Consider the following 24,345-nt stretch of genomic DNA (forward strand, 5'->3'; position numbering starts at 1 on the left):
ACCAACAGAAACTCAAAGCGTGACAAGCACTTACGCTCGCCCCTGGAGCAGACCCCGCGCCAATCCTCGCTCTGCGGGGAGGCACGAACCGTCACTTTCTGCACTGAAATCAAATGGACCCCGATTCCCGAGGATACCTCCGTAGCCTGGGTGGCACGGGCGAACGCCAGGGTGTCCATCTTGAACGTGACCGCGGCATAGGCCTTGTTCAACGCAGTTTCCGGCGTATGCGGTCCAGCGAGGCGATCGCGCAGCATGACCAGGGAGTGGCCCGCACGGTCGCTGACCGCGCCGCCCACTTGATAGCCTGTGCGCGCGCAACTTTGCAGGGCAGCCTGGGCGGCCCGCAACGCAGCCTCTGGGGTGAGGGACCGAAGCACGTGTTCCTCATGGCAGCGCGTGCCCTGGCCCCGTAGAACCTCGCATAGTGCTGTCCTCGGCACGCCGACAAACAACGGGGGTAAGGGGGTAGTACGCCTGGGCGGCAGAAAAAGAGGCCTACCAGCCTGCCTCCAACCCGCACGAATTCCGCGGACCCCCGAAACTGCTCAAGATTTAGGCAGCCACCTAGGCTCGCGAAATATCCGGGCTAGGTGTCGCCGTCGTCCTTCCTCGTGATGGCCAGCGGCGCGATCGGCTCTGCCGCGCGGGCACTGGAGCGAGCGCGTAGGCAGCGCGCGCGTCGCCCCCACTGTTCCTGGGCGCGACGGTGGTCGGCGACTCGCCGCAGTTCTCCGCGCTGGCCGCCAGGCACGCATCCGCAGAAGATGTTGGCTCCGTCCTCACGTACCAATTGCGTTCGCACTCACCATCGTGAGCATCGCCACCACCAACTGGATGCTGCAGCATGTGCCGGTGCAATGGTTGTTCATGCCGATGGCGATCCGGCGGTCGATCGTGCTCATCGCCTTCCGGCGAATGCTCAGGCAGGGGGACAGCCGAGCGCAAGTGCCGCGCTGAGCGGGCTCCTTGCGCGCAGGCTCACATCATCGCGCGCTCGAACGGTCGCAGCAGCTTCTCGTCGGTGTCCTGCGACGGCGGCTGTGCCAGCTTCAGCGGGTTCTCCGGCTGAGGCTCGTAATCGCCGACTGGGCCATCCACGGGGCCGCCTTCGACGGTAAGCCGCGCCATATTGCGGCGGTGCGGATAGTAGTCGTGCGGCGCGTAGTGCTGGGTGGATCGGTTGTCCCACATCACGATGGTGTGCGGCCTCCATTTCAAGCGCAGCTGGTAGTCGGGGACCATCGCCTGGCGGTACAGAAAGTTCAGGATGGTCTGGCCCTCGTCTTCCTTTAGCCCCTCAATGCCGACAGTGAACTGCGGATTCACGAATAGCACGCGACGTCCGGTCACCGGGTGGATGCGCACGATCGGGTGCATGGGGTTTGGAAATTCGTCCTCCAGCTCGATGAGCTTCATGCGCGCAGCCTTGGAGCCCGCGAACATGTGGCGCCAGGGCTTGAAGTCGTGCCGCGCCCGCAGCCGGTGGACGTACACCTTCATGGGCTCGCTCAGGCCGTCGTAAGCGGCCGTCATGCTGGCGAACACCGTCTCGCCGCCATAGGGTGGCACGACCTTAGCCCGCAGGATGGTGGCCATTGGCGGGCGGGCGCGGAATGTCTCGTCCGAATGCCACGAGTCGGTCGGCCCGGCGGGGTTGCGGCCGGAGTTGTCGAACTCGATCACCTCCGGCACGTCGGGCAGGTTCGTCGCGAACGGATGCGTGGACAGGTTGCCGAACCGCTTCGCGAACGCGATCTGGGCTTCGAGCGAAATGTCTTGGTCGCGAAAGACGAGCACCTCGTAGCGCGCGAGTGCTGCCTGCAGCGCGTCGAAATCGGCTTGCGCCAGGGGCCGGCCCAAGTCAATGTTAGAGATCTCGGCCCCGATGTGCCCGTTCAGGGGCGTGGCAACGATGGCGCTGTTGTCTGTCTGGGTCATGTCGTGTCCGATGCGGAAGTGGGCGGATGCTACGTTCGGCTCTTCCCATTGACCAAGTCAATCGTCACCTCCGCAGCGGAAAACGATTGTGCTCGTCAAGTGTCCCGCCACCGACGTGGCCGCTTGGAGCATATACTCTGCCAACAGGCTTTCCCACAGGAGACACTCGATGACGAATCGCAGGATGCTCGGTACGCTGCTCATGGCGTCGCTGGCCATGGTTTTCGGAACGCCGGCATTGCCGCAGGCTTACCCCGCACGGGCGGTGACGATCGTCGTCCCGTTCCCCGCAGGCGGTTCGCCCGACGTGCTCACGCGGATCATTGCGGAGAAGGTCAGCGCCAACTGGGGAGTGCCGGTGGTGGTCGAAGCGCGTCCGGGCGCGGGCGGATCGATCGGCGCTGCCCACGTCGCACGCAGTCCGGCCGACGGCTACACGCTGCTGCTGGCTACGCTTAGCCACGTCACCAATCCCGGACTGACGGCCGGCAAGAGCACCTGGCATCCGGCCGACGATTTCAGCGGCATCGTGGAACTCGTGAACGCGCCGGTGGTGGCGCTGGTGCCCGCATCGCTGCCGGTGCGGACGCTAAAGGAGTTCGTGGAGTACGCGAAGCAGCGGCCGGGGCAGCTGAACTACCTGATGCCCGGCGTTGGAACCTCGATGCACCTCAACACCGAGATGCTAAGGCTGAGTTCTGGCATCGAACTGCAGCCCATTGCGTACAAGGGCGTGCCGCCGGGCATGCCCGATCTTCTGACGGGGCGCCTCGCGTTCGCCATGTCCCCCATGTCCGTCGCCCGCGGCCACGTCGCGAGCGGATCGCTGCGCGCCCTAGCGGTTGCTTCGCCGACCCGCGTGAAAGATCTGCCCGACGTGCCCACCTTCGCCGAAGCGGGTTTCCCCGATGCGCAGGTCGTGTCTTGGTACGCTCTCGTCGCGCCGTCGAAGACGCCAGCAGCCGTTCGGCAGCGGCTGAATGAGGAATTCACGAAGGCACTCGCGGATCCAGGCTTGCGCGATCGTCTCGCGCAAGCCGGCGCCATGATCTCCGACCGGAGCACCCCGGAGCAGGTGGACACCATGCTCAAGCAGCAAACGGTTCGTTGGGAACAAGCGCTGAAGAAAATCAAGATCGACAAGGAATGAACGCGGCGTCGCGCCCGAGGGGGAAAACGATGAAAGCGGAAGAGAACGACCTGCTCACGCGGACTGACGCGGGCACGGCCATGGGCGAACTGATGCGGGAGTTCTGGATGCCCGCGCTGCTCTCCAAGGAGCTGCCGGCGCCTGACGCCCCCCCAGCGCGCGTGCGGCTGCTTGGCGAGGATCTCGTCGCGTTTCGCGACAGCAGCGGGCGGGTCGGCCTACTCGACGCCTTTTGCCCGCATCGCAGGGCGGAGCTTTACTTCGGCCGCAACGAGGCGGGGGGCCTGCGCTGCATCTACCACGGCTGGAAGTTCGATGCCGGCGGAAGGTGCGTGGATGTCCCGACCGACAGCTGCACCCCGGCGCAGATGCAACGACTCTCCACCACGGCTTACCCGACGCAGGAGCGGGGCGGCATCGTATGGGCATGGATGGGAAAAGGCGAGCCGCATGCGCTGCCCCCGGCCATGGCGTTCACTGTGGTTCCTGGCGAGCACACGTATGTCTCCAAGTGCCTGATGCGCTGCAACTACCTGCAGGCGCTCGAAGGCAGCATCGACTACTCGCACATCTCCTTCCTGCACAAGGAAGGGGAGACCAGCTCCGACGTATTCGGCATCGGCGACATGATCCGTTATTCGGACGAGGACGGACGTCCAACGCTGTTCGCCGAGCGCACCGACTACGGTTTGCAAATCGGCGCGCGCCGTGACGCCGGTGCGGAGAACGCGTACTGGCGTGTCGCGCGGTGGCTGTTGCCGTGCTTCGTGATCGTGCCCACGGCGCCGGGCAACGTGAGCCGCATCAACCTGTTCATCCCGATCAACGACGAGAACTGCTGGTGGTACCGGATTCGCTGGCACCAGGACCGGCCGCTGACCGCTGCCGAACTGGATAGCTACAGGGATGTCGGCGAGGACTATGCACCGCTGGTGCCCGGTTCCTACCTTCCGCGCGGGTCGCGCGAGAACGATTACCTGCAGGACCGTGCTTTGCAGCGGCGTGCGTCCTTCACCGGTATTCGCAGCGCGCAGCTGCAAGATCTGGCGGTGCAGGAGAGCCAGGGACGCGTGCATGATCGCTCCCGCGAGAAGCTGATGCCTTCCGACATGCCCATCGCGCAATGCCGCCGTATGCTGCTGGAGGCGGTGCGCAGCCATCAAAGCGAGCGGCAGTTGCCGCCGTCCGCCAGCCGCCCTGAGTTGTTCGGCGGCTATGCATTTGCGGTCACCAGACCGCGCCGCATGACGTTCGACGAAGTGCGTTCAAGCCTCTGACGCACTTGGGGGACACGGCCCAAGGCTACCTGTCGCGAGTGAGAAGAGCTGCCTGCCGTTCCAGCTTCGTCAGCAGTTCGAAGAGGAATGACGCCTCGTCGTGGGTCAAGCACTCTGCGAGCTCACGGTTGTAAGCCGCAGCCATCAGCTTGGCTTTGCCGTGGATCTGGACACCGTCGTCGCTCAGGCGCAGGCACACCAGGCGTTTGTTGCCCGGGGAGCGTCGCTTGTCCACCAGCCCACGCGAATGCATGTCGGCGACGGTCCGGCTCGCCACGACCACGTCGATGCCCGCGTCCGCCGCCAGGGCCTTCAGGCTCGCATCCGGCGTGCGGGCGAGGTACGCCAGGATCCTCCATTCGCGGCGGGAGATTCCGAGTTCCCGCTTGTACATGTCGTCCGTCCCACGCAGGCCGACGTGCGTGATACGAAAAAGCCGGTACAGCAGGAAATCCTCGATTTCCTGCGGGTCCTTCAGAGTTGGCTTGCCTTGTGCGCCGACAGGCGCCGGGCGCGAGGGTGGGATGCTCACAGGGGGATTTTCGCGCACGTTTCAGCCAGCGCACGAAGGGCAGCGCCGGCGTCACGACACGGCCTGGTAGTAGATGTTCTGCGGATGGCGCGCCTGGGCGAAGAAGAACCAGCGCTCGGCCAGCAGGCCGGCCGCCTGCGAGGCCAGCGCCAGCAGCCAGGCCAGCGCCGAGCCCGACAGCAGCGCCCAGGCGAGCAGCAGGAGGGGAAGCCCGAAGCCCAGCACCTGGAAGCCCACCCGGGCCATGCGCACTGCGCGGGCCGAGGCGCCGTGGAAGAACTCGCGCGTTTTGAACGAGCCGCCGGTCATGCCCATCGACTTCTGCACCACCCGCGCCGCATTGATGCCGGTGGCGGTCTGCGTGGTGGACTTCAGGCCGGCAGTGGTGACCAGCTCTCAAGTGCACGTTCGAGTGCAAACCTCCTTCACACTCGATCCCGGCCGCAGCGCAGGAAGACTCGGATGGCGTGTGCCTGTAGCCTCTATTGATACGGACCGTTCCCGGCCCGTGCCCTCCAGCAGCTCGCCACGGACGAGCGCCCCCTTTTGAAAGCTCAAAGGGAATCGCGCGGGAACCGCTGCTAGGACGAGTGCAGTTCGCCAGCCGCACTGCAGGAGCTCCGCATGGCTTGCCTCGGCTGCGACGAGCTGCGGCTGAGGCAGCCCGGCACGACTCGTGGTCCAATTACGCTATGGACAAATCCGAACTCAAGCTGGGAGAGGAAACCCTTGACCGCGACCACGAAGAGTTGCACGCGCTCATCACGCGCCTGCTGGGCGCATCCGCGGACGACATGGTGCCTGCCCTCGACGCATTGCGCGCGCACGCGGCGCAGCACTTCGCCATGGAGGACGAGCACCTGCGCGACATGAAGGATGGCAACTCGAAGTGCCACTTGGACGAACATGCCAACGTGCTGAAGTCCTTCGATGAAGTCCGGGAGGTGCTGGTCGGCGCCGCCCATCCGCCCGAAATGAAGCAGCGGGTGGTGCAGAGCCTATCCGTGGAACTGCTCGATTGGCTGCCGCACCACGTCCAGGAGATGGATGCCGGCGTTGCAACCTATCGTTCGAAGCAGCGCTTCGGCGGAGCGCCCGTTCAGATCAGCCGCCGCCCAAAGGCCTGAGCTCGCGCGCCCGCGGCGCGAATTCCTTCGGCGGCCAGCCTGCTTGGGAAGAACGGGTACGGTGGCAAGAGCCGGGTTCCTTTCTTGGCCGCTGACTATCGCAAGCAGCAAGTGGACCGGACACGCGGCACCTCAGATCCACGGGAATCTTATGTTGCTGCAGAACTGCCGCAGCGTGCATGCACAGGCTAAGGGTTGCTGTGATCTGACGGGCGGCCAGCAGGTCGGCCTGCAGCACGTCCTTCCGTTGCCAATGCGGTAGCCAGCGCCCGAAGGGCAGCAGGTCACGACACGCTCTGGTAGTAGATGTTCTGCGGATTGCGCGCCTGGGCGAAGAAGAACCAGCGCTCGGCCAGCAGGCCGGCCGCCTGCGAGGCCAGCGCCAGCAGCCAAGCCAGCGCCGAGCCGGACAGCAGCGCCCAGGCGGGCAGCCCTGGAAGCCCACCCGAGCCATGCGCACTGCGGGGGCCGAGGCGCCGTGGAAGAACTCGCGCGTGTTGAACGAGCCACCAGTCATGCCCATCGACTTCTGCACCACCCGCGCCGCATTGGATGCCTGTGGCGGTCTGCGTGGTGGACTTGGGCTTGAGCCGCGCATCGCGGCGCAGCGACAGCGTGCGGGTGAACCACGCCGGTGCTCTCGTTGGCCGAAGTTGCATCTGACGCGCATCTCGTTGCGCGCGGCAATTTCACGGTTGCTGGTGGTGCTCTCCAGCTACAGACCGCGCCTCGGTTTTAGCCGGTAAATCGCAAAACCGGACGCGTCTAGATGAACAAAGCCCCGGTCGGGCTGTTCAGCGTTTACTGCCGGACGCGGTACTGGATAAGCCGCAGGGCCATGCGATGCGGGACGCCGGGCTGCGGGAATCAAGCAGCTCCTGCCGGCGACCGTGAAGTACGTGGTCCGCGGCCGAGTTGCCTCCCCCCTACAAGCTCCCACTCCCCGTCTCCGGGCCCGCCAGCCGCCGCGACACCCAGGCCGTCGCCAGTCCGAGGAGGATCGCCCACTCCAGCGACAGCGTCACCGTCCCGGCGAAGGTCACGACCATCGGCAGCCGGTCGACCGGCTCATGCTTCCATAGGTGCCGGATCTCGCGCGGGTTCACCAGCCCCCACGCCACGACCACCAGCAGCCCCCCGATTACCGCCAGCGGAAGCCAGCGCGCCCAGGGCGCGACAAAGGACAGGATCACGATCAGCAGCACGGCGGCGCTGACCGCCGCCAGCGGCGTGCGGGCGCCGGCCGCCACGTTCACGCCGGAGCGGTTGAATGAACCGCTGGCTGGATACGATGAGAAGAAGGAGCCGGTCAGGTTGGCCAGCCCCTGGCCGACCAGTTCCTGGTTGCCGTCGAAAGGCTCGTTGGCGCGCCGCGCGAACGCCTTGGCGATCGCCATCGCCTCGGTCACCGCCAGCAGCGTCATCACCAGCGCCGGCAGCACCAGGTTCGGCACCTGGCGCAAGTCGGGCAGCGACAGCGGCGGCAGCGCCCCCGGCAGCGCCTCCACGGTGGCCGGCTGCGCGCCCAGCAGGCCGGCGGCGAGCCAGGTGATGGCGGTGCCGCCGATCACTGCCATCAAAATCGGCGGTATCCAGCGGCTGTGCCGCAGCGCCGCCAAATTGATCAGGATGGTGGCCATGGCGGCGATCACCGGTAGCGCCTGGATGGACTGCCCGGTCGTGAATACCGCCCGCAGCGTCTGCGCCACCGATAGCCCGCGCGGCAGGTCGAGTCCGAGCAGCGTGCCGACCTGGCTGTTGACGATCAGCACGGCGGCGCCGGCGGTGAAGCCGGCGATCACCGCATGCGGCACCAGCTCAACCCACTTGCCGACGCGCGCCATCCCCAGCAGCAACTGCAGCGCCCCCACCACGAACGTGAGCGTGAGCACCAGGCCCACGTACTGCGAACTGCCCACCGCCGCCAGCGGTGCCACCAGCGCCATGGTGGTGAGCGAGATGGCATTGGCCGGCCCCGTCACCATCAGGCGGCTGCTGCCGAACAGCGCGGCGATCACGCACGGCATCATCGCCGCATAGAGGCCGTAGGCGGGCGGCATGCCCGCCAGCGTGGCGAAGGCCACGCCCTGGGGCAGCACCACGATGGCCCCGGTCAGGCCGGCCAGCAGGTCCGCCCGCAGCACGTCCTTCTGCCGCCACTGCGGCAGCCAGCGCAGGAAGGGCAGCGCCGGCGTCACGACACTGCCTGGTAGTAGATGTTCTGCGGGTGCCGTGCCTGTGCAAAGAAGAACCAGCGCTCCGCCAGCAGGCCTGCTGCCTGAGATCCCAGCGCCAGCAGCCACGCCAGCGCCGAGCCGCTCAGCAGCGCCCAGGCAAGCAGCAGGATCGGCAGTGCGAAGGCCAGCACCTGAAAGCCTGTCCGCGCCATGCGCATTGCGTGTGCCGAAGCCCCATGGAAGAACTCTCGCGTATTGAAGGAGCCGCCGGTCATGCCCATGGACTTCTGCACCACCCGCGCCGCCTGGATGCCGGTCGCCGTCTGGGTGGTGGACTTCGGCTTCAGCCGCGCATTGCGGCGCAGCGACAGCGTGCGGGTGAACCACGCCAGCGCCGTGGCCGCCAGCGCCCAGGGGGCGATGTCGGAGGCGAACCCGGGTTCCCCCGCCATTACCGCCAGCGCGCCGGCCGTGACAAAGCCGGAGGCCAGGCCGAGCGTCGTGTAGTTCACCACCGTGAGCGGATGCGCCCATTCCTGGATGAAGCGGATGCAGGCATAGATCATCGCGGTGCAGTACCACAGGAGCACGGCGCCGACGATCGCCATTCCGGCGAGCCAGTGCGGCGCCACCGCGTCGCGCTGCGCCAGTGTGGCCAGCAGCGCCCAGCCGCCTACCAGCGCGATGAACGCCGGCAGCACGATCACCTCGCGCGACATCCAGGAGGTGCGCCACATCAGCACCGTACGCCAGGCGCGCAGCGGATGCCCCAGATGGAAGAAGGAGGCGACCAGGGCCACCAGCAACATGCCGGTGGCCGCCCAAAGCAGGGGGGCGAGCGCCGTGGCGGGCGCCATTCCGGCCAGAGTGGCCAACGCCAGTGCCACCACCATCCCCTGGGCGGCGCCGGCGATCGTGGTGAAAAGGATGATCGAGAGGGCTGGCTTCATCGGGCGTCTTTTTCCAACGCACCGCTGCCTGGCTTGTGCTTGCCGGACGCCGGTTCGCCCTTCAGGAAATCGCCCAGCCGGAACTTCGGCTGCGCCTGCGGCGCCGTGCTCCGGGTGACCTGGCGCGGAAGGTAGTGGTTGGCCGGCTGGGTCTCCCACTCAGGCATCAGCTGGTAGCCGCCACGCTCGCGGATCGCCTGCGATACCTCGGAGTCCGGATCCTTGACGTCGCCGAACAGGCGGGCGCCAGTCGGACAGGCCTTCACGCAGGCCGGCTTGCGGTCCTGCGGCGGCAGCAGCTCGTCGTAGATGCGGTCCACGCACAGGGTGCACTTGGTCATCACCTTGCGTTCCTCGTCGAACTCACGGGCGCCGTAGGGGCAGGCCCAGCTGCAATATTTGCAGCCGATGCACTTGTCGTAGTCCACCAGCACGATGCCGTCGCTCTTGCGCTTGTAGCTGGCACCGGTAGGGCAGACAGGCACGCAGGGTGGGTCCTCGCAGTGCAGGCAGCTCTTGGGGAAGTGGATGGTCTGCGTGTCCGGGTAGCTATCGGCCTCGAAGGTCTGGACCCGGTTGAAGAAGGTGCCGGTGGGCCGCTCGCCGTAAGCATTCAGGTCTGTCAGCGGGCCGGCCGCGCCCGAGGTGTTCCACTCCTTGCACGAGGTGACGCAGGCATGGCAGCCGACGCAGACATTCAGGTCGATGACCAGAGCGAGCTGCTTGGCCAGTGTTTCGGGGGCTGGCTGGACTGGGTTCATGGCTTCCTGGGAACGAGGTAGGCAAGCACCTTGCGGGCGCCGCCGAGCACGCCTGGGGCGCTCGGCACGGTTGCAATCTGGGGGAAGGTTTCCGCTGGTTCTTCGGGGGCCGCCGGGCGCAGGTTCACCCGCACGTCGTACCAGCCGGCTTGGCCGGTAACCGGGTCGGAGTTGCTGATGTGTCCGCCGGCAAAGGGCAGCTCCTCCGTGATCAGGTGATTGAGCAGGAAGCCCTTGCGTGACTCGTCGGCGGCAGGCGCCAACTGCCAGGCGCCGGAACCCTTGCCGATCGCGTTCCAAGTCCAGACCGTGCCCGGCTCCACCGCATCGCTGTAGCGCAGCATGCAGCGCAGCTCGCCCCAGGCGCTGGTCACCCAGGCCCAGCCGCCGTCCTCGATGCCAGCTTCCTGCGCGGTGCGCGGGTTCACGTACAGGTAGTTGTGGCTGTGGATCTGGCGCAGCCAGGCGTTCTGCGAATCCCAGGAGTGGTACATCGCCATCGGCCGCTGGGTGATCGCCGCCAGGGGGTAGCGGTCGGCGTCGATGCAGGCGGTCTCCAGCGGCGCATACCAGAACGGCAGCGGATCGAAGTAGGTGGCGATGCGCTCGCGCAGGTGCTCCGGCGGCTGGCGGCCCTTGCTCTTGCCCTGCGCGGCCAGCCGGAAGGCCTGCAGCGTGTCCGAGTAGATGGCCAGCTGCACCGGGTCGTTGCGCTGCCGCCAGCCCTTGTCCTTGGCGAAGTCCAGGTAAGGCTGGTTCCAGTTGCGCATGTACTGCTGGTCTTCCGGCATGTGGTACTGGAAAACGCAGTTGTTCCTGGCGTACATCTCCCACTGCCGGGGGTTGGGATCGCCGCGCAGGTGCTCAGTGCCCTCTTTGCCGCGCCAGCCCATGAGAAAGCCCACGCCCGGCTGGGCCTGGAAGTTGACGACGAAATCGGGATAGTCCTTGAACTTGCGCGTGCCGTCCTCTTGGGTGAAGGCGGGGAACTTCAGGCGCGAGGCCAGCTCGATCAGCACCTCCTGGAACGGCTTGCAGTTCCCGGTGGGCTCCACCACGGGGACTCGCACGGAATCCACCGGACCGTCGTACTCTGAGATCGGCCGGTCCAGCATGCTCATGACGTCGTGCCGCTCGAGATATGTAGTGTCCGGCAGCACCAGGTCGGCGAAGGCGACCATCTCGCTCTGGAAGGCATCGCACACCACCAGGAACGGAATCTTGTAGTTGCCGTCCTCGCCGCGCGCGTTGAGCTTCTTGCGCACCTCCATGGTGTTCATGGTGGAGTTCCACGCCATGTTCGCCATGAAGATCAACAGGGTGTCGATCTCGTAGGGGTCACCGCGCACCGCGTTGGTGATGACGTTGTGCATCATCCCGTGGGCCGACAGCGGGTGCTCCCAGGAGAACGCGTGATCGATGCGCAGCGGCGTTCCGTCCTCGTGCACCGCCAATTCGTCGGGACCGGCGGGAAAACCCAACGGCGCCGCGTTCAGCGGCGTGTTGGGCTTGATCATGGACGGGTCGTTGAAGGCCCGGTAGTTCGGCACGATGTGGCGCGGGTACGGCGCCTTGTGGCGGAAGCCGCCGGGGGCGTCGATGGTGCCCAGCACGCTCATGAGCACCGCCAGCGCGCGCACCGTCTGGAAACCGTTGGAATGCGCCGCCAGCCCGCGCATGGCGTGGAAGGCCACCGGCCGCCCTTGGGTGGTGGGGTGCCGCTTCCCCCACGCATCGGTCCATGGAATGGGAAGTTCGAAGGCCTGGTGCAGCGCCGTCTCCCCCACTTCCCGCGCCAGCTGGCGGATGCGCTCGGCCGGAATGCCAGTGATGTCCTCTGCCCACTCGGGCGTGGTGTCGGCAACGCGGTCTCGCAACAGCTGGAAGGCTGGCGCCACACGCGTCCCGTCCGCCAGCTTGTAGTGTCCCTCCAGCGCCAATTGGCGCCCTTCCTGCACGCCTTCCGGATAGGCCTGCACCACCCGGCCGCTGGCCAGGTCCCATGCCAGCTTGTTGTGCGGGTGGCGGCCGTCGCCGGGCGGGCCGGCGGCGGGATCGAAGGCGAACAGGCCTTCGCGCTCGCCCTCGTCCAGCACCACCAGTTGCGGCGCATTGGTGAACCGCTGCAGGAAGGACCGGTCGACCAGGCCTTGCGCGAGCAGTTCGTGCAGCAGCGCCATGAACAGTGCGCCGTCGGTGCCGGGGCGGATCGGAATCCACTCGTCGGCGATCGCCGAATAGCCGGTGCGCACGGGGTTGATCGAGATGAAGCGGCCGCCCTTGCGCTTGAAGTCGCCCAAGGCGATCTTCATCGGGTTGCTGTGGTGGTCTTCCGCGGTGCCTATCATCACGAACAGCTTGGCGCGATCCAGGTCCGGGCCGCCGAACTCCCAGAAGCTGCCGCCGACCGAATAGATCATGCCGGCAGCCATGTTCACCGAACAGAAGCCGCCGTGCGCCGCATAGTTCGGTGTGCCGAACTGGCGCGCGAACAGGCCGGTGAGGGCCTGCATCTGGTCGCGCCCGGTGAACAGGGCGAACTTCTTCGGATCGGTGGCGCGGATACGGCCCAGGCGCTCGGTGAGCAGCTCGTAGGCGCGCTCCCAGGAGATCGGCTCGAACTCACCCTCGCCCCGCTCGCTGCCTGGCCTGCGCAGAAGCGGCTGCGTCAGGCGCGCAGGCGATACCTGCTTCATGATTCCCGCGCTGCCCTTGGCGCAGATCACGCCCTTGTTGATCGGGTGGTCGGGATTGCCGTCGATGTACCGGACCTGCCCGTCGCGCAGGTGCACGCGTATGCCGCAGCGGCAGGCACACATGTAGCACGTAGTCGTCTTGACCTCGGTGTCCGCGGTGCTGCTCGCGGTTGCATCGTGCACCGGCTCGCTGGAGAGGAACTTGAACATAAGCTTATGCTAGACAGCGCACAGATTCGCGTGCCGCATAATTCCGGTCGCAGTGAATCAGAAAATCGATCAGAGACTGAAGCTCACGCTGCGCCAGCTGGAGGTGTTCGCGGCGGTGGCGCGCGGCGGCACGACGCGGGCCGCGGCCGACGAGATCTCGCGCTCGCAGTCGGCCGCGAGTAACGCGCTCGGCGAGCTGGAGGCCGTGCTTGGTGCGCAGCTCTTCGACCGGGTGGGCAAGAAGCTGGTCATCAACGAGAATGGGCGGGCCCTGCTGCCGCGCGCGGCCGGAATCCTGGAGCAGGCGGTGGAGACGGAAGCCCTGTTCACCGCGGCCCATGCGGCGTCGCTGCGGCTGGCCGCCAGCTACACGATCGGCGAGTACCTGCTCCCGGTGCTGATCGCCAGGTGGAAGCAGGCGAACCCGCGCAGCCACGTGCTGCTGGATATCGCCAACACGCATGACGTGTTCGAGCGGGTCGCCTCGTTCCGCTCCGACATCGGTTTCATCGAGGGGACCCACAGCCACCCGGAGCTCTCGGTCAGCAAGTGGCGCAGCGATGAGATCGTCGTGGTCGCCGCCGCCGGCCACCCGTTGGCGGAACGCCGCGCCGGCGCACGCCAGCTGAACCATGCCACCTGGGTCCTGCGCGAACCCGGCTCTGGCACTCGGGAAGCCTCGGACCGCTGGCTGATCCCGCATCTGACACAGATGGAGGTGGAGCTCGAGCTGGGGAGCAACGAGGCGGTCAAGCGCGTCGTGGCCGCAGGACTGGGCCTGGGGTGCCTGTCGCGGCTGGCGGTGAAGGAGGCGATCGCCGAGGGGTGGCTGGTGGAGCTTGCCACAACCCTGCCGCCGATGCAGCGCACGCTCTCCATCGTGCTGCACCGGGCGAAGAAGCTGGGCGCCGCAGCCGAAGGGTTCCTGCGCCACTGCACGACGGACTGACACGGCCCGAGGACGATCGATTATTCAGGTCAATGCGACCTGAATATTGCGTTCTCGAACTCCAGGCGGGCGCTATGCTGGCCGTATGCGACCCGACGTGGGGCCCACCGCCTGCCTCTCCTTCGAACCCGACGAAGCTCGCTGCCTGCTGTGGCTGCCGCTCGCTGTGCGCCACAAACTGGACGGCTGCCGGCTGCGGCTGTCGCTGCTCGAGTGGCAAGCGCTGCCGCTGGAGACGCGTGCGGAACTGCTGCACTTGCCTGCCGGCGCGGACTTCGCGCTGTGCGCGCTCCAGGCCGGCGCCAGTCGCGACACGCGCCTGCGGCAACCGGCGCGCCTGGAGGCTTACGAGGTCGCCCAGGCGCTGGACTGCGATGCCGCCGCGGCCGGTGCTTGGCTCGCCGCTGCGACGCCTTTTGCGCACTATGTTCTCAGCAGGCGGAATCGGGCTAAAACTTGGGTGGCCGCCGGCGGAGTGGGGCTCGCTGCGCGGTGAAGGGGACGCGTACAAGCGCGAATCAGTGCGGCGGCCGATCCCAAGCAACGCGAACGCGAGCTGGAGGCGGAACTGAGCGAGCTCACCTCCTCGTTCCTCACTGCAGAAGCCTTCAGCGTGGAGGACAATCATCGACCCGCGTGACACGCGGCGGTAGTGTGCCGCCTCATCGATGCCGCGCAGTCGCGCCTGCACAGGTTCCTCATGCGTGCGGACTCAACGTCCCAGCAGGGCTGAGGCGGCGATGCTGACGCCGGTGGCGAGAAGCAACACGCACACGATCCTGAGCACCGTCTCGCGTCGCCAGCGGGGGGGATAGCGTCGCAGCAGCCAGGACGTCCCCAGCACCGCAGGGGCGGCGAGCAGGATCATCTTCAGCGCAAGCAGGCTGAACTGTCCCGTTGCCAGGACGACGACAATCCGCATCACGCTCATCGTGGTCAGCGCGGCGACCAAGGTGGCCCGCAGTGCTTCCATTGCCATGGGCTGTCGGTAGAAGTGGTACACAAGCGGGGGGCCGCCGGCCGAAAACAGGCCGCCCAGCACTCCCGAGAGCAGGCCGAAGCCGCCGAACCAGATGCCGCTGGACCGTACTGGCAGCACGTTTCCCGGCCGCAACATGGTGATCGCGCATGCGAAGATGGTCACGCCGAGCAGCACGCCCAACACGGTCATGACGTTTGCGCTCAGCCACTGTAGCAACAGCACACCGGCGAGAACCCCCGGCGCGGATCCAGCCACCGCCTCGCGATAGGCAGTACGGTCGACGTGTCTCAGCGAGGTGCGCAGCATTGCCGCCGCGCCCAGCACGGCCAGCGTGGTTGCCACGTTCGCCAGGTCGGTCACGGGCGCAAGCTGGAACAGGCCGGCGAGCCCAAGCAGTACCAGCACGAACGCGAAGCCTGTCAGCCCCTGCGCCAGGGTCGCGACCACCACGAAAGCGATGAACAGTGCGACCTGGGCGCCGCTCATGCGCCCCTCTCGCCAGGAAAGTGCAACCCTGGGCGACCGGAAATGATCTGGAGTGTCCTCAGCACCTGAATGGCTTGCCGAACCAGCGGGGTGTGCATTCGTTGCATGTCCAGCGTTCAAAGGTGTTCACCATTGGAAAGCATTCGATCTCGAGGCTTATCGCGTGCCGAACGCTCGCGGAAGGCATCTAGCCCTCGCTCAATGTTCAGTCGGCAGCCTGGCTCAAGCTTCGCTCTGCGACGATACCTGGGCATTCGTCACGTACGAACTCGCCGTTTGGCCAACACTCCGCGACATTGCAAGCCGCCCATCAGGAGCATTCGCGTTGTGAGCAACCGCTTGGCTGCGACATCTACAGCGGCAGATGCGTAAATGCATCGAGGACGCGTGTCTCCAGTTGCACCCGATGGACGCTGAAGCGCCAGCCGCTCCCGACCCGCACCAGCTCGTCAAGGTAGCGGCCCACCACGAAGAGGCTGGTCTCCCCTGTTGGCAGGGTGCGAAATACCGAGAAGGCCGTTTGCCCTCGCGCCGCGTCACCCGTCACGCTCACCAGCGGCGGTCCCAGCACGTGCAGACGCTTGGCCGGATCACGCACGTGTCTCGGCACCTCCGAGATGGTTTTTTGCAGCAGCGGCAATTCCTGCTTCCACCATGCCAGCTCCTTGCCAAGCTCAGTGCTGTACGCGGTGATCTCGTACAAGCCATCCGAATGGAACTGCTCCAGCCATTCGGAAAGCTTCTCGGCGTTCAACAGCGCGGCCGTGCGCTGGATGAACTGCTGCACCTCGAACGCGTCCAGAAGATTCTCGTAGCTCACAGCGTCACCTCTTGTGCGTGCGCCTCGAACGGTGCTGACGCGCTTCGCCCCATCAGCCGGTTCCACTCTTGATAATAGGCTCGCAGGTTCGCGTCGTCCGTCGGATTGAGGTCTTCCTCTCGCGCGAGAATGCTGTAGCGGACTGCGTCGGCACGCATGGCACGGTACTGCGATTCCACCGCAATCAGGTCCTCCGGCAGGTTGCGCCCCGCCGGGCCCCAGAACATGTTGTGATGGCGCAGCCTTAGCTCCCGCGTCTCGGCATCGTCGCCGGCGACACCAAGCCCCCGCCATTCGACCATCGTGTGCTGCTCGTCGATCGGAATCATGCGGTCGATCCGCACCACGTTCGAGCGAATATTCACCATCAGATCAGGAAACAAGTTGACCACCCGCATTTCATTGTCGCGCATGCCCGGCAACGTGCCCCCGGTCACATTGGTGTAGCCGCCGCGCTCGTACGCGACGGCGGCCTCGCCCTCGGACCAGTAGCCACTATGGCCATTGGGAAACAGGCGCAGCTTCATCGGGCTGGTCTTGCCCAACACCCAGGGTTGCGTCGCCCGGTTGATCGCGTGCAGCATGCTGTGATAGCGTTCGCTGTTGTTGTCCTGCCAGAGCTTCCAGTTCGTCTTGACCACTGCCTTGTGGAAGTGGATGACTTGCATCGGCACCGACCCGAGTGGGTCCTGCAATGGGCGGAGGATTTCTCCGAGGTACTCCCTCAACGCAGGCGCTTGCGGATCCAGACAGGTGAAGACCAGCCCGAGCACGGACTCGGTCCTCACCGGAACGAGGCCGAGCGCAGCCTTGTCTAGACATGCGCGCTCGTATCCTTCCGGCTTGGAGACCGCTCGCAGGCTTCCGTCCAACCCGTAGTTCCAGTGGTGGTAGAAGCAAGTGAACGAGCGCGCGTTGCCGGACTCGGAACGCACCACTTCCGCGGCACGATGCCGGCAGACGTTGAAGAAGGCTCGGATGCTGCCGCTTTCGTCGCGGACCACGATGAGTGGCTTTCCCGCGACCTGCGTGGTGCGGAAGTCACCGCTGTTCGGCAGCTCGCTCTCATGGCAGACAAACTGCCACACCTTGGAGAACAGACGTTCCTGTTCCTCCCGGAAGATGGATGGATCGGTGAAGATCCGGTTGTCCAGATAGTGGGTGGGCGGCAATGCCGGAGGCAAGTGGCCAGGGTTCTGCATGGGATGTACCTGCTTGGTTCGGCGCGGAGCGCGCGCCTTGGAAAAAATCGGTGGCCGGTAACGCTACTCGGCGACGAGGCCCGCCTGCTTGGCGACCCTGCCCCAGGTTTCAGCTTCCCGCTTCAGGAACTTTGCAAATTCCTCCGGTGAGTTCGCAACAACGTCGAACTCGTTGGCTTCCATGTTTTTCTGCACTCCGGGACTCATGAGCGCCCGCGCGAACTGCTGCTGCATGTCGCGCACCACCGGGTCCGGCGTGCTGGCCGGAGCAAGGAAACCGATCCAGATGGTGGCACTGAAATTCGGGAAGCCTGCCTCCGCCATGGAGGGGACATTGGGAAGCGCCTTCAGCCGCTTGCTGCCGGTGACCGCGAGCGCTTTGAGCCGGCCGTCCTTGACGTAGGGAATGACGTTTGCCGCCGCAAATACCCCTGCGTGGGTCACCTTGCCGAGGAGATCGGTCATGGCGGGGGCAGCCCCCTTGTAGGGGATGTGCTTGATCTCGACGCCCGCACGGGACTTGAACAGCTCCATCGTGAGGTGCGACGCACTGCCGGTGCCGATGGATCCGAAGTTCATGTTCCCATCGGACTTCTTCGCGAGCGCCACGAACTCAGCCAAGGTGGACACTGGGACTTCAGAGTTGACCACCAGGACCTGCTCGGAGGTAACACCCAGCGTGATCGGCTTCAGATCCTTCTGCAGATCGTATTGCAGGTTCTTTGAGAGGAACGTACTGATGACGAGCGGATTGAAACCGGTGAGGATGGTGTGACCGTCACCCGGCGACTTCGCAACCAGGGTAGCGGCAATGTTGCCCGACGCGCCTGGTTTCGCATCGGCGATCACCGGCTGACCGAGAGCCTGCTGCAACGCCGGGATCACGGCACGCGCGACGAGATCAACCGTTCCGCCCGATGCCGGCACGACGATGCGCACGGGCTTGCTCGGTGTCCAGGATTGCCCGAACGCAAGGGGTGAGGCCAGAGCGGCCGAAGCAACGCAAATCAGCGTGAATATTTGGCGCATGGGAAGCCTAGAGGAGGATGATGGCGCGTCTGTCGACGCGGCTGCGATCGTTGATTGCCGGCCTACTCTAGTCGTTCCCGCGGGCCGGGGTCTTGCGGGTTACCCTCAAAATGTCCGGAGCGTGGACAGATCAGAGTCGCGTCGAGATGTCGCGCGCCGCCTTGGCGGTCTGGCTGCGACAGGAGCGCAGTGCGGCGCCGCGCAGCCGCATCTCCGTCCCGAACACGCAGACTGCCGCCACCGGCTGGCCGCTTTTTGTCAGCACCGGCGAGGCGACGGCCACCGTCCCCGCCATCACTTCAGCGTGCGTCACGAGCACACCGTCCTGGAGCGCGGTCTGGATGTCACGGGCGATCTGGTCGCGTGCACGGCGGCTGAGATTGCTGAGCGACTGCCGCCGCTGGTCCGGCGTCAAGTGCGCCAGTATGACCTTGCCGCTGGCACCGTTGTGCAGCGGCTCGGTGTAACCCACTCCGCGGCTGAACGAGAGGGCCTGAGGGCTCTTCCGCTCGAAGACGCACATGCGATGGGAAGCGGAGACGGGCATCATGAGCGCGACGGTTTCCTGGGTGCTGCGCCAAAGCTGCTCCAGTGGGCCGGCAGCCAGCGTGACCAGCGGAGGCGCAGGCGTCCACGTGCTCGCGAGCAAGCCGATGCGGGCGCCCAGTTGGAAACGTAGCGGGTTGCCGAACGAGTAGATCAGCCCCCTGCTTTCCAGTGTTCGCAACAGTCGGTAGAGAGTGGGTCGGGACAGCCCGGTGCGCTGCTGCAGCGCAGGAATGTCGAGAACCGGCTCCTGTTGTGTGAAACTGAAGAGCACATCGATGGCGCGTTCCACGGAACGCACCGAGCTGTCACTCGACATCGGGCTTGTGGGGGGGTGCGACTTCGGATGCAGCTCTGCCATAGGATGCTTGCTGAGACTTACCGATCAATGACACGCACCCAGTGAAAAGGGCGAGCGCCTGCCTGTCAAAGTGATCATCTTCGTCGAGGTGCTTCTCGGTGTGGAGTAAGGTGCAGAACCGGCCCTGCCCTGCTTGTGTGAGCCAGAGCAGCAGCAGCGACGGAGTTGCAAATCGCCGGCTGCCGCTCGCCGTACGCCCACAAGCTGGAGGAATGCGGTCTGCGGCTGTCGCGGGAACAGTGGCAAGCGCTTCCGATGGCGATGCGACTCGAACTCCTGCAAGTGCCTGCTGGCCCGGAGTTCGCGCGCCGTGCGCAGGCGTCAGGAGCCCGCCGCGATGGCCGGGCGGGTGAACCGGCATCCCTGCAGGTCAGCGATGTAGCCAGTGCGCTGGACTGCGATGATGCGGCTGCCCCTGCTTGGTTGGCGGCCGCTGGTCTTTTTGCGCTGTACGCGATGGCCAAGATCCGCAATAGCCCACCGGCCCAAGCAAGCGCTCCCAGGAGCGCGTGCGGTCCGCTTGCGGGGGGCGGCATCGAGCGGACGTCCTGAAAAAGCCAGGCTTGCAGCAGGGGCGGGCTGGCGTGCGCGCTTGGCGCAAGGATCTCGCTAGCGGCCTTGGGCATCCGGTCGACTCCTCGCGCTCGGGCTTCCGGCCCACGCGGCGCAGCCGCGTCGTCGGCCTCAAAGGTCCAGAACAAGGCAAGCTGACTTGGAGCGGGAACAGCAAGGCAGGAACTGGTCGTTCGCGGACTGCTCCTGCGGCGTCAGGTACATGTCCCGATGGTCGGGCTCGCCTTCGAGCACGCGTGTGAGGCAGGTCCCACACACGCCTTGCTCGCATGAGGTCGGCACCAGGATACCTTCGGCCGCAAGCGCCGAGGTCACGGTGGCGTCGGCCGCAACGCGGATGGTTCGACCGGAGCTGGCTAGCTTGACCTCGAAGCTTCCGTCGGTGGCCAGCTTCTGCGGCGCGGCGCTGAAGAACTCGTAGTGAAGCTGGTCCTGCGGCCAGCCGCTGCTGCGCGCATTGGACAGCACAGCGTCCATAAAACCCTGGGGGCCGCAGGTGTAGATGTGGACTCCGCGCCGTGGCGTGCGCAGCAGCGCGGGCAAATCGAGCTTCTGCTGCTGCGGGCCGTCGTCAAGGTGCAACTGCACGTGCGCTGCATAGCCGGCCTGCTGGATGCGCTCCCGGAACGCTGTGCGTTCCACCGAACGCGTGCAGTAATGAAGGGTGAAAGGCAGCTTGAGCACGTACAGCCGCTCGGCCATGCACAGTAAGGGCGTGATGCCGATGCCGCCAGCGATCAGCAAGGTCTCCTCGGCACCCGGAGTGAGTGGGAAATGGTTGCGGGGTGCGCTGATGGTGATCACATCACCTTCGCGCACGAGCTCGTGCATCGCGCGCGACCCTCCCCTACCCCGCGGGTCCTTGAGCACGGCAATCTGGTAGCGGTGCGACTCCGCCGGATCGTTGCACAGCGAGTACTGGCGCGTGACACCAGAGGGCAACAGAACGTCCACGTGCGAGCCCGCAGAGAACGGAGGCAGTGCCCTGCCGTCGGTGCTCACCAGTTCGAACAAGGCAATGTCCAGCGCAAGGGCAATCTTGCGCGCCACGCGCACTTGCAGCATTTGCGCATTCATGGTCTCGACTTCTCCCGACTGGCAGACGAAGAAATGCTCGCGCCGCGCTGCGGACCGGCAGCCGACGCGGCTGTCCCGATCCGTAGAATCTGCGCATGCGCAACGCTCCCCGTGTGCCTCTTGAAAACAGAATCTCTTACCGCTGCCTGTCGGTGGCATCGCGCATCACACGCCATCTCGCCCCGTGGTGGAAGAGCGAGTTCGGCCTGACGGTGACCAGCTGGCGTGTCATGGCCGTCATCGGACGCTACGAGCCCCTCTCGGCGATGCAGGTCGCCGAGCGCACCAGCACCGATGCCTTCTTCGTCGGCCGGGCGATCGACAAGCTGGTCGAACAGGGCTACCTCAAGAAGGGCGTGGACCCCGAGGACCGCCGGCGATTGCGACTGAGCCTGACGGCCACCGGCAGGAAAGTCCACCGGCAGGTGGAGGACATGATCAACCTGGTGGAAGCCGACCTTCTCGCCGGGATTCCCGCCGATGATCTGAGTACCTTCTTCACCACCATGTCCCTGCTGGAAAGCCGAGCCGGCAGGCTTGGCGCCTGCGATCCGTAGCCGGGTCACTTGTCCAGCGTGATCCCCGCCTTGCGAATCACGCCGCCCCAGCGCTTGTACTCGGCCTTCAGGTAGGCATCGAACTCCTCCGGAGTCATCCCTCGGCTTTCCACGCCGAGTTCCTTCAACTTCTCCTGGACCTCACCCTGATTCAGGATCTGGCGCATCTCATCGGAGAGCTTGCGACGGATCTCGATGCCGGTGCCTGCGGGTGCCAGCACCGCGAACCATGGGCCCGAGACGATTTCAGGGTGACCCGCCTCGGCGAAGGTCGGCACCTGCGGCAGCACGGTGCTGCGTCGGGCAGACGCGATCGCGATGGGACGCAGCTGGCCGGATCGGATGCGCGGCACGAGATTGATCGTGTCCCCGATCATCATGCCGACCCGCCCGGCCAGAACGTCCGTCAGGGCGGGAGGAAACCCCTGATAGGCAACGTGAGTGAGACCAAGCCCAGTCAGCTGATTGATCAGTTCGCCGGTGACGTGCCCGGTGGTGCCCACTCCTTGCGTGCCAAACGTCATCTTGTCCGGGTTTGACTTGGCAAAAGCAAGCAAGTCGGAAAAACTCGACACCGGGAACGCTTGGTTGGTCACCAAAACATTCGGTGCCTCGGCCACGATGGTGACCGGCGCGAACGCAGTTTCGGCGTTGTAAGGCAGGCGCTTCATCAGGAAGGGATTGAGCACCAGCGGCCCCTGCGCCGTGAACAGGAAGGTGTGCCCGTCGGCCGCGGCCCGCGCCACCAAGTCCGCACCGACGGTTCCACCTGCGCCGGGGCGGTTCTCCACCACGACGTTTTGACCGAGCCGTCCTTCCAAGTGCCGGCCCATCAGACGGGCCACTACGTCGATTGAGCCGCCTGCGGCAAACGGGACCACGAAGCGGATCGGCTTGGACGGCCAGGAATCCCTGGGCTGGGCCTGCGCCGCAAACGCACAGGCGGTCGCCACTACAGCGGCAGCCAGGGCGAGGGCTTGGCGGAACTTCACGAGAACATTCACCGGAGTCTCCTTTGGATTGGTGGCGATGCACGGGCGCGCCCTTCGGCGGCGCGCGCCCGACCACTGCAGCGGCGCGCTCAGGCGCTCGGCAAGGTCGCAGGATGGGTTCCCGCCTGGTCTGCGGTCATCTCCTTGGGCAAGAGTATGGCGACGGCGCGCCGCTTGTACAGATCGGCGCGCGCGACGGCCGCCGGGATCGTGCCTTCCGTGGCGAACCTCTTCGCGGATTCGATCAGGCGCCGGCGGCACTTGACGATCGCGGTATCCGAGGAGCCCAGGTGTTCCTTGGTCCGGTCGGCGATCGCGCCCTGGCTCTCCTGCACTGCGAGGTCCTGCAGCTGGGCGCTCAGGATGCCGGTGAACGAGCCGCTCTTCTGGAGGGTGCGGTCCATCAGGTAATCGTTGGCGCGGTTGCCTTCGGGGATGTACGTTCCCGGAACCAGCTTCGCGTAGTCGAGGCCGCCGCCCTTGTACTCGGCGAGTTCATCGTCGCTCAGAGGACGTCCGGCGTGGTAGCGGATGCGGTACCACCAGCAGTTCTCATCGTCGATGGGGATGAACAGGTTGGCCCTGCAGACCAGGCCTTCGGCTGTCGGCACCAGCACGGCCGCGGGCATCAGCCACTGCGTGATGCGCCAGTAGTAGGTGTCCTCGCCTCCGTCCCGGCGCGCAGAGATGCGCATGCCGTACTCGGTGTCCTCGCAGAAAAAGCGTGGCGCCCCGTCGGCGTCGCCGTACTCCTGCAGGTGGCCGACGTTGAACACGTCCTTCTGCATGGGTGCCATGGACCGGTGCAGAAAGGTGAGGTGCGCTGTATCGATGCTGCCTTCCAGCGCCTGCTGGTAATTGCATTTCATCAGGCACTTCGAGGTGTAGAAGTTCTGTGCCGGCAGGCCCATGAATTCCATCTGCGGCAAAGGCGGGATGGACTCCTGCGGGCCCAGGTAGGCCCAGACGATGCCGCCGGCTTCGTGGACCGGGTATGCCTTGGCGCGAATGTTCGGATTGCACCGCATCGGGCTGCCGGCAGGTTCACTCGGCATGTCCAGCAGCTCGCCGGTGACGCTGAACTTCCAGCCGTGGTACACGCAGCGCAGGCCGCCCTCCTCGTTGCGCCCGAAGAAGAGCTCGGCCAGGCGGTGCGGGCAATGCGCGTCCAGCAGCCCGACCTTCCCGCTGGAGTCCCGGAAGGCAACGAAGTTCTCGCCCATCAGCCGAACCCGCACCGGAGCGCAATCGGGCGCCGGCAGCTCCTCGCACAGAAGCGCGGGCTGCCAGAACTGCCGGAACAGGCCACCCATGGCAGTGCCGGGGCCGACGCGGGTGAGGATCTCATTGTTCTCGGAATTCAGCATGTGTGACCTCGGACGAAAATTACTTGCGGTTCGCTATTATTCGATGGCGCCCGCGGGCTGTCAATGCGGCGCCCCTCGCCCCCGCCGCCGGTGGGGGCGTTCGCGGGTCACACGCACGCGCTGCCGAGGTGAGCGGCCCGAACTCAGCAATCCAAGGTGCGCAGCACGTCCGGCAGGATCCGCCGGACCTGAGCGGAGATGAACGGCACCCCAAGCGGGTCGCCGAACACTCCGGCGGTAGGCGGACCGACGGCCCTCAGCGTGGGTTGCGGGTTCCCGGCCGCATCCAGCGCTTCGCAGTGGGACCCCACATGCACGCCGATGCCGGTCGGGTCCAGCCGCAGCCAACCGCGGTCTGCGAGGGCATTCAGAAAGGGGTTGGACCGCCAGGCAGTGCCGGGGTCGAGCCCGGTGCAGTTCACCACCCAGTCGAAGTGCCTGACGGCCGGCTCCCCCGAACGGGGTCCATTTGATTTCAGTGTCAAAAGTGACGGTTCGCTTCCCCAGCAACGGCGCGGGCATGGGCAGGTAACTTGTTGATTTCAAAGGGATTGCTGTTCGGTATTTCGCCGCGTATCGTTGG

General features: G+C 65.9%; 24 protein-coding genes and 1 pseudogene. 7 read left to right on the forward strand and 18 right to left on the reverse strand.

What is annotated here, in order from left to right; translation table 11 throughout:
* Positions 1-380: GlcG/HbpS family heme-binding protein (locus H8R02_RS29600; protein WP_354004999.1), on the reverse strand; the 380-nt coding region annotated here is incomplete at its 3' end.
* A gap of 433 nt (positions 381-813) precedes the next feature.
* Between H8R02_RS29600 and H8R02_RS29605 the strand changes: the two genes are divergently transcribed.
* A complete protein-coding gene (locus H8R02_RS29605) occupies positions 814-960 on the forward strand; it encodes a hypothetical protein (RefSeq protein WP_153586881.1) in 147 nt (48 codons plus the stop codon).
* Positions 961-981: 21 nt separating this feature from the next.
* On the opposite strand, the gene H8R02_RS29610 is transcribed toward H8R02_RS29605, so the two are convergent.
* Positions 982-1,941, reverse strand: a complete 960-nt coding sequence (locus H8R02_RS29610; RefSeq protein WP_153586880.1) for a TauD/TfdA dioxygenase family protein — start codon at positions 1,939-1,941, stop codon at positions 982-984.
* 169 nt (positions 1,942-2,110) lie between these two features.
* Between H8R02_RS29610 and H8R02_RS29615 the strand changes: the two genes are divergently transcribed.
* Positions 2,111-3,091: a Bug family tripartite tricarboxylate transporter substrate binding protein gene (locus tag H8R02_RS29615; protein WP_187085594.1), complete on the forward strand. Its 981-nt coding sequence runs from the start codon at positions 2,111-2,113 to the stop codon at positions 3,089-3,091.
* Positions 3,092-3,120: 29 nt separating this feature from the next.
* A complete protein-coding gene (locus H8R02_RS29620; protein WP_187085595.1) occupies positions 3,121-4,368 on the forward strand; it encodes a Rieske 2Fe-2S domain-containing protein in 1,248 nt (415 codons plus the stop codon).
* Between the two features lie 25 nt (positions 4,369-4,393).
* Here the strand turns inward: H8R02_RS29620 and H8R02_RS29625 are convergent, their stop codons facing one another.
* Complete coding sequence (locus H8R02_RS29625; protein WP_153586877.1) at positions 4,394-4,900, reverse strand: MarR family winged helix-turn-helix transcriptional regulator; 507 nt, start codon at positions 4,898-4,900, stop codon at positions 4,394-4,396.
* Positions 4,901-4,951: 51 nt separating this feature from the next.
* The gene (locus tag H8R02_RS29630; RefSeq protein WP_187085597.1) at positions 4,952-5,230 is read right to left on the reverse strand and encodes a hypothetical protein; all 279 of its coding nucleotides are present in this window, start codon (positions 5,228-5,230) and stop codon (positions 4,952-4,954) included.
* Positions 5,231-5,592: 362 nt separating this feature from the next.
* Here H8R02_RS29630 and H8R02_RS29635 point away from each other — a divergent pair, with 362 nt between their 5' ends.
* On the forward strand, positions 5,593-6,027 hold the full coding sequence (locus H8R02_RS29635; RefSeq protein WP_070401265.1) for a bacteriohemerythrin: 435 nt from the start codon (positions 5,593-5,595) through the stop codon (positions 6,025-6,027).
* Between the two features lie 284 nt (positions 6,028-6,311).
* Here H8R02_RS29635 and H8R02_RS29640 read toward each other — a convergent pair.
* The 5 genes and pseudogenes from H8R02_RS29640 to H8R02_RS29660 all read right to left on the reverse strand — a co-directional run.
* Positions 6,312-6,647: pseudogene (locus H8R02_RS29640) on the reverse strand (DMSO reductase); the annotation flags it as partial.
* Between the two features lie 306 nt (positions 6,648-6,953).
* Positions 6,954-8,225, reverse strand: a complete 1,272-nt coding sequence (locus H8R02_RS29645; protein WP_070401267.1) for a SulP family inorganic anion transporter — start codon at positions 8,223-8,225, stop codon at positions 6,954-6,956.
* Positions 8,222-9,154 carry a dimethyl sulfoxide reductase anchor subunit family protein gene (locus H8R02_RS29650; protein ID WP_070401268.1) on the reverse strand — a complete coding sequence of 311 codons (933 nt, stop codon included), beginning with the start codon at positions 9,152-9,154 and terminating at the stop codon, positions 8,222-8,224. The genes H8R02_RS29645 and H8R02_RS29650 overlap by 4 nt, the downstream gene beginning before the upstream one ends.
* A complete protein-coding gene (locus tag H8R02_RS29655) occupies positions 9,151-9,915 on the reverse strand; it encodes a 4Fe-4S dicluster domain-containing protein (RefSeq protein WP_070401269.1) in 765 nt (254 codons plus the stop codon). Before H8R02_RS29655 ends, H8R02_RS29650 begins: the two co-directional genes overlap by 4 nt.
* Complete coding sequence (locus H8R02_RS29660) at positions 9,912-12,821, reverse strand: molybdopterin oxidoreductase family protein (protein ID WP_070401270.1); 2,910 nt, start codon at positions 12,819-12,821, stop codon at positions 9,912-9,914. Before H8R02_RS29660 ends, H8R02_RS29655 begins: the two co-directional genes overlap by 4 nt.
* Before the next feature lie 52 nt (positions 12,822-12,873).
* Between H8R02_RS29660 and H8R02_RS29665 the strand changes: the two genes are divergently transcribed.
* Both H8R02_RS29665 and H8R02_RS29670 read left to right on the forward strand, forming a co-directional pair.
* Entirely contained in the window at positions 12,874-13,770 is an 897-nt protein-coding gene (locus H8R02_RS29665; protein ID WP_070401271.1) for a LysR family transcriptional regulator, read from the forward strand.
* Positions 13,771-13,855: 85 nt separating this feature from the next.
* Positions 13,856-14,266 (forward strand): nitrate reductase associated protein, encoded by a 411-nt coding sequence (locus tag H8R02_RS29670; protein WP_083293375.1) that lies wholly within the window; start codon positions 13,856-13,858, stop codon positions 14,264-14,266.
* Between the two features lie 216 nt (positions 14,267-14,482).
* Here the strand turns inward: H8R02_RS29670 and H8R02_RS29675 are convergent, their stop codons facing one another.
* The 6 genes from H8R02_RS29675 to H8R02_RS29700 form a co-directional block, all read right to left on the reverse strand.
* Complete coding sequence (locus tag H8R02_RS29675) at positions 14,483-15,238, reverse strand: TSUP family transporter (RefSeq protein WP_070401273.1); 756 nt, start codon at positions 15,236-15,238, stop codon at positions 14,483-14,485.
* 352 nt (positions 15,239-15,590) lie between these two features.
* A complete protein-coding gene (locus tag H8R02_RS29680) occupies positions 15,591-16,058 on the reverse strand; it encodes a nuclear transport factor 2 family protein (RefSeq protein WP_070401274.1) in 468 nt (155 codons plus the stop codon).
* Entirely contained in the window at positions 16,055-17,260 is a 1,206-nt protein-coding gene (locus tag H8R02_RS29685) for an aromatic ring-hydroxylating oxygenase subunit alpha (RefSeq protein WP_070401275.1), read from the reverse strand. The genes H8R02_RS29680 and H8R02_RS29685 overlap by 4 nt, the downstream gene beginning before the upstream one ends.
* 63 nt (positions 17,261-17,323) lie before the next feature.
* Positions 17,324-18,199: a Bug family tripartite tricarboxylate transporter substrate binding protein gene (locus H8R02_RS29690; RefSeq protein WP_175442901.1), complete on the reverse strand. Its 876-nt coding sequence runs from the start codon at positions 18,197-18,199 to the stop codon at positions 17,324-17,326.
* A 220-nt stretch (positions 18,200-18,419) separates the two neighbouring features.
* Positions 18,420-19,127, reverse strand: a complete 708-nt coding sequence (locus H8R02_RS29695) for an IclR family transcriptional regulator (protein WP_175442902.1) — start codon at positions 19,125-19,127, stop codon at positions 18,420-18,422.
* A 753-nt stretch (positions 19,128-19,880) separates the two neighbouring features.
* A complete protein-coding gene (locus tag H8R02_RS29700) occupies positions 19,881-20,846 on the reverse strand; it encodes a PDR/VanB family oxidoreductase (protein ID WP_070401278.1) in 966 nt (321 codons plus the stop codon).
* Positions 20,847-20,941: 95 nt separating this feature from the next.
* Here H8R02_RS29700 and H8R02_RS29705 point away from each other — a divergent pair, with 95 nt between their 5' ends.
* Positions 20,942-21,403 carry a MarR family winged helix-turn-helix transcriptional regulator gene (locus H8R02_RS29705; RefSeq protein WP_083293378.1) on the forward strand — a complete coding sequence of 154 codons (462 nt, stop codon included), beginning with the start codon at positions 20,942-20,944 and terminating at the stop codon, positions 21,401-21,403.
* 5 nt (positions 21,404-21,408) lie between these two features.
* On the opposite strand, the gene H8R02_RS29710 is transcribed toward H8R02_RS29705, so the two are convergent.
* The 3 genes from H8R02_RS29710 to H8R02_RS29720 all read right to left on the reverse strand — a co-directional run bounded on the left by H8R02_RS29710 (position 21,409) and on the right by H8R02_RS29720 (position 24,187).
* A complete protein-coding gene (locus tag H8R02_RS29710) occupies positions 21,409-22,407 on the reverse strand; it encodes a Bug family tripartite tricarboxylate transporter substrate binding protein (protein WP_153586876.1) in 999 nt (332 codons plus the stop codon).
* Positions 22,408-22,484: 77 nt separating this feature from the next.
* Positions 22,485-23,762, reverse strand: coding sequence for a Rieske 2Fe-2S domain-containing protein (locus H8R02_RS29715; protein ID WP_070401280.1), 1,278 nt, complete (start codon positions 23,760-23,762; stop codon positions 22,485-22,487).
* A gap of 143 nt (positions 23,763-23,905) precedes the next feature.
* Complete coding sequence (locus H8R02_RS29720) at positions 23,906-24,187, reverse strand: hypothetical protein (RefSeq protein WP_070401281.1); 282 nt, start codon at positions 24,185-24,187, stop codon at positions 23,906-23,908.
* Between the last annotated feature and the right edge of the window lie 158 nt (positions 24,188-24,345).

The sequence above is a fragment of the Ramlibacter albus genome, from assembly GCF_014297445.1.
Lineage (GTDB): Bacteria > Pseudomonadota > Gammaproteobacteria > Burkholderiales > Burkholderiaceae_C > Ramlibacter > Ramlibacter albus.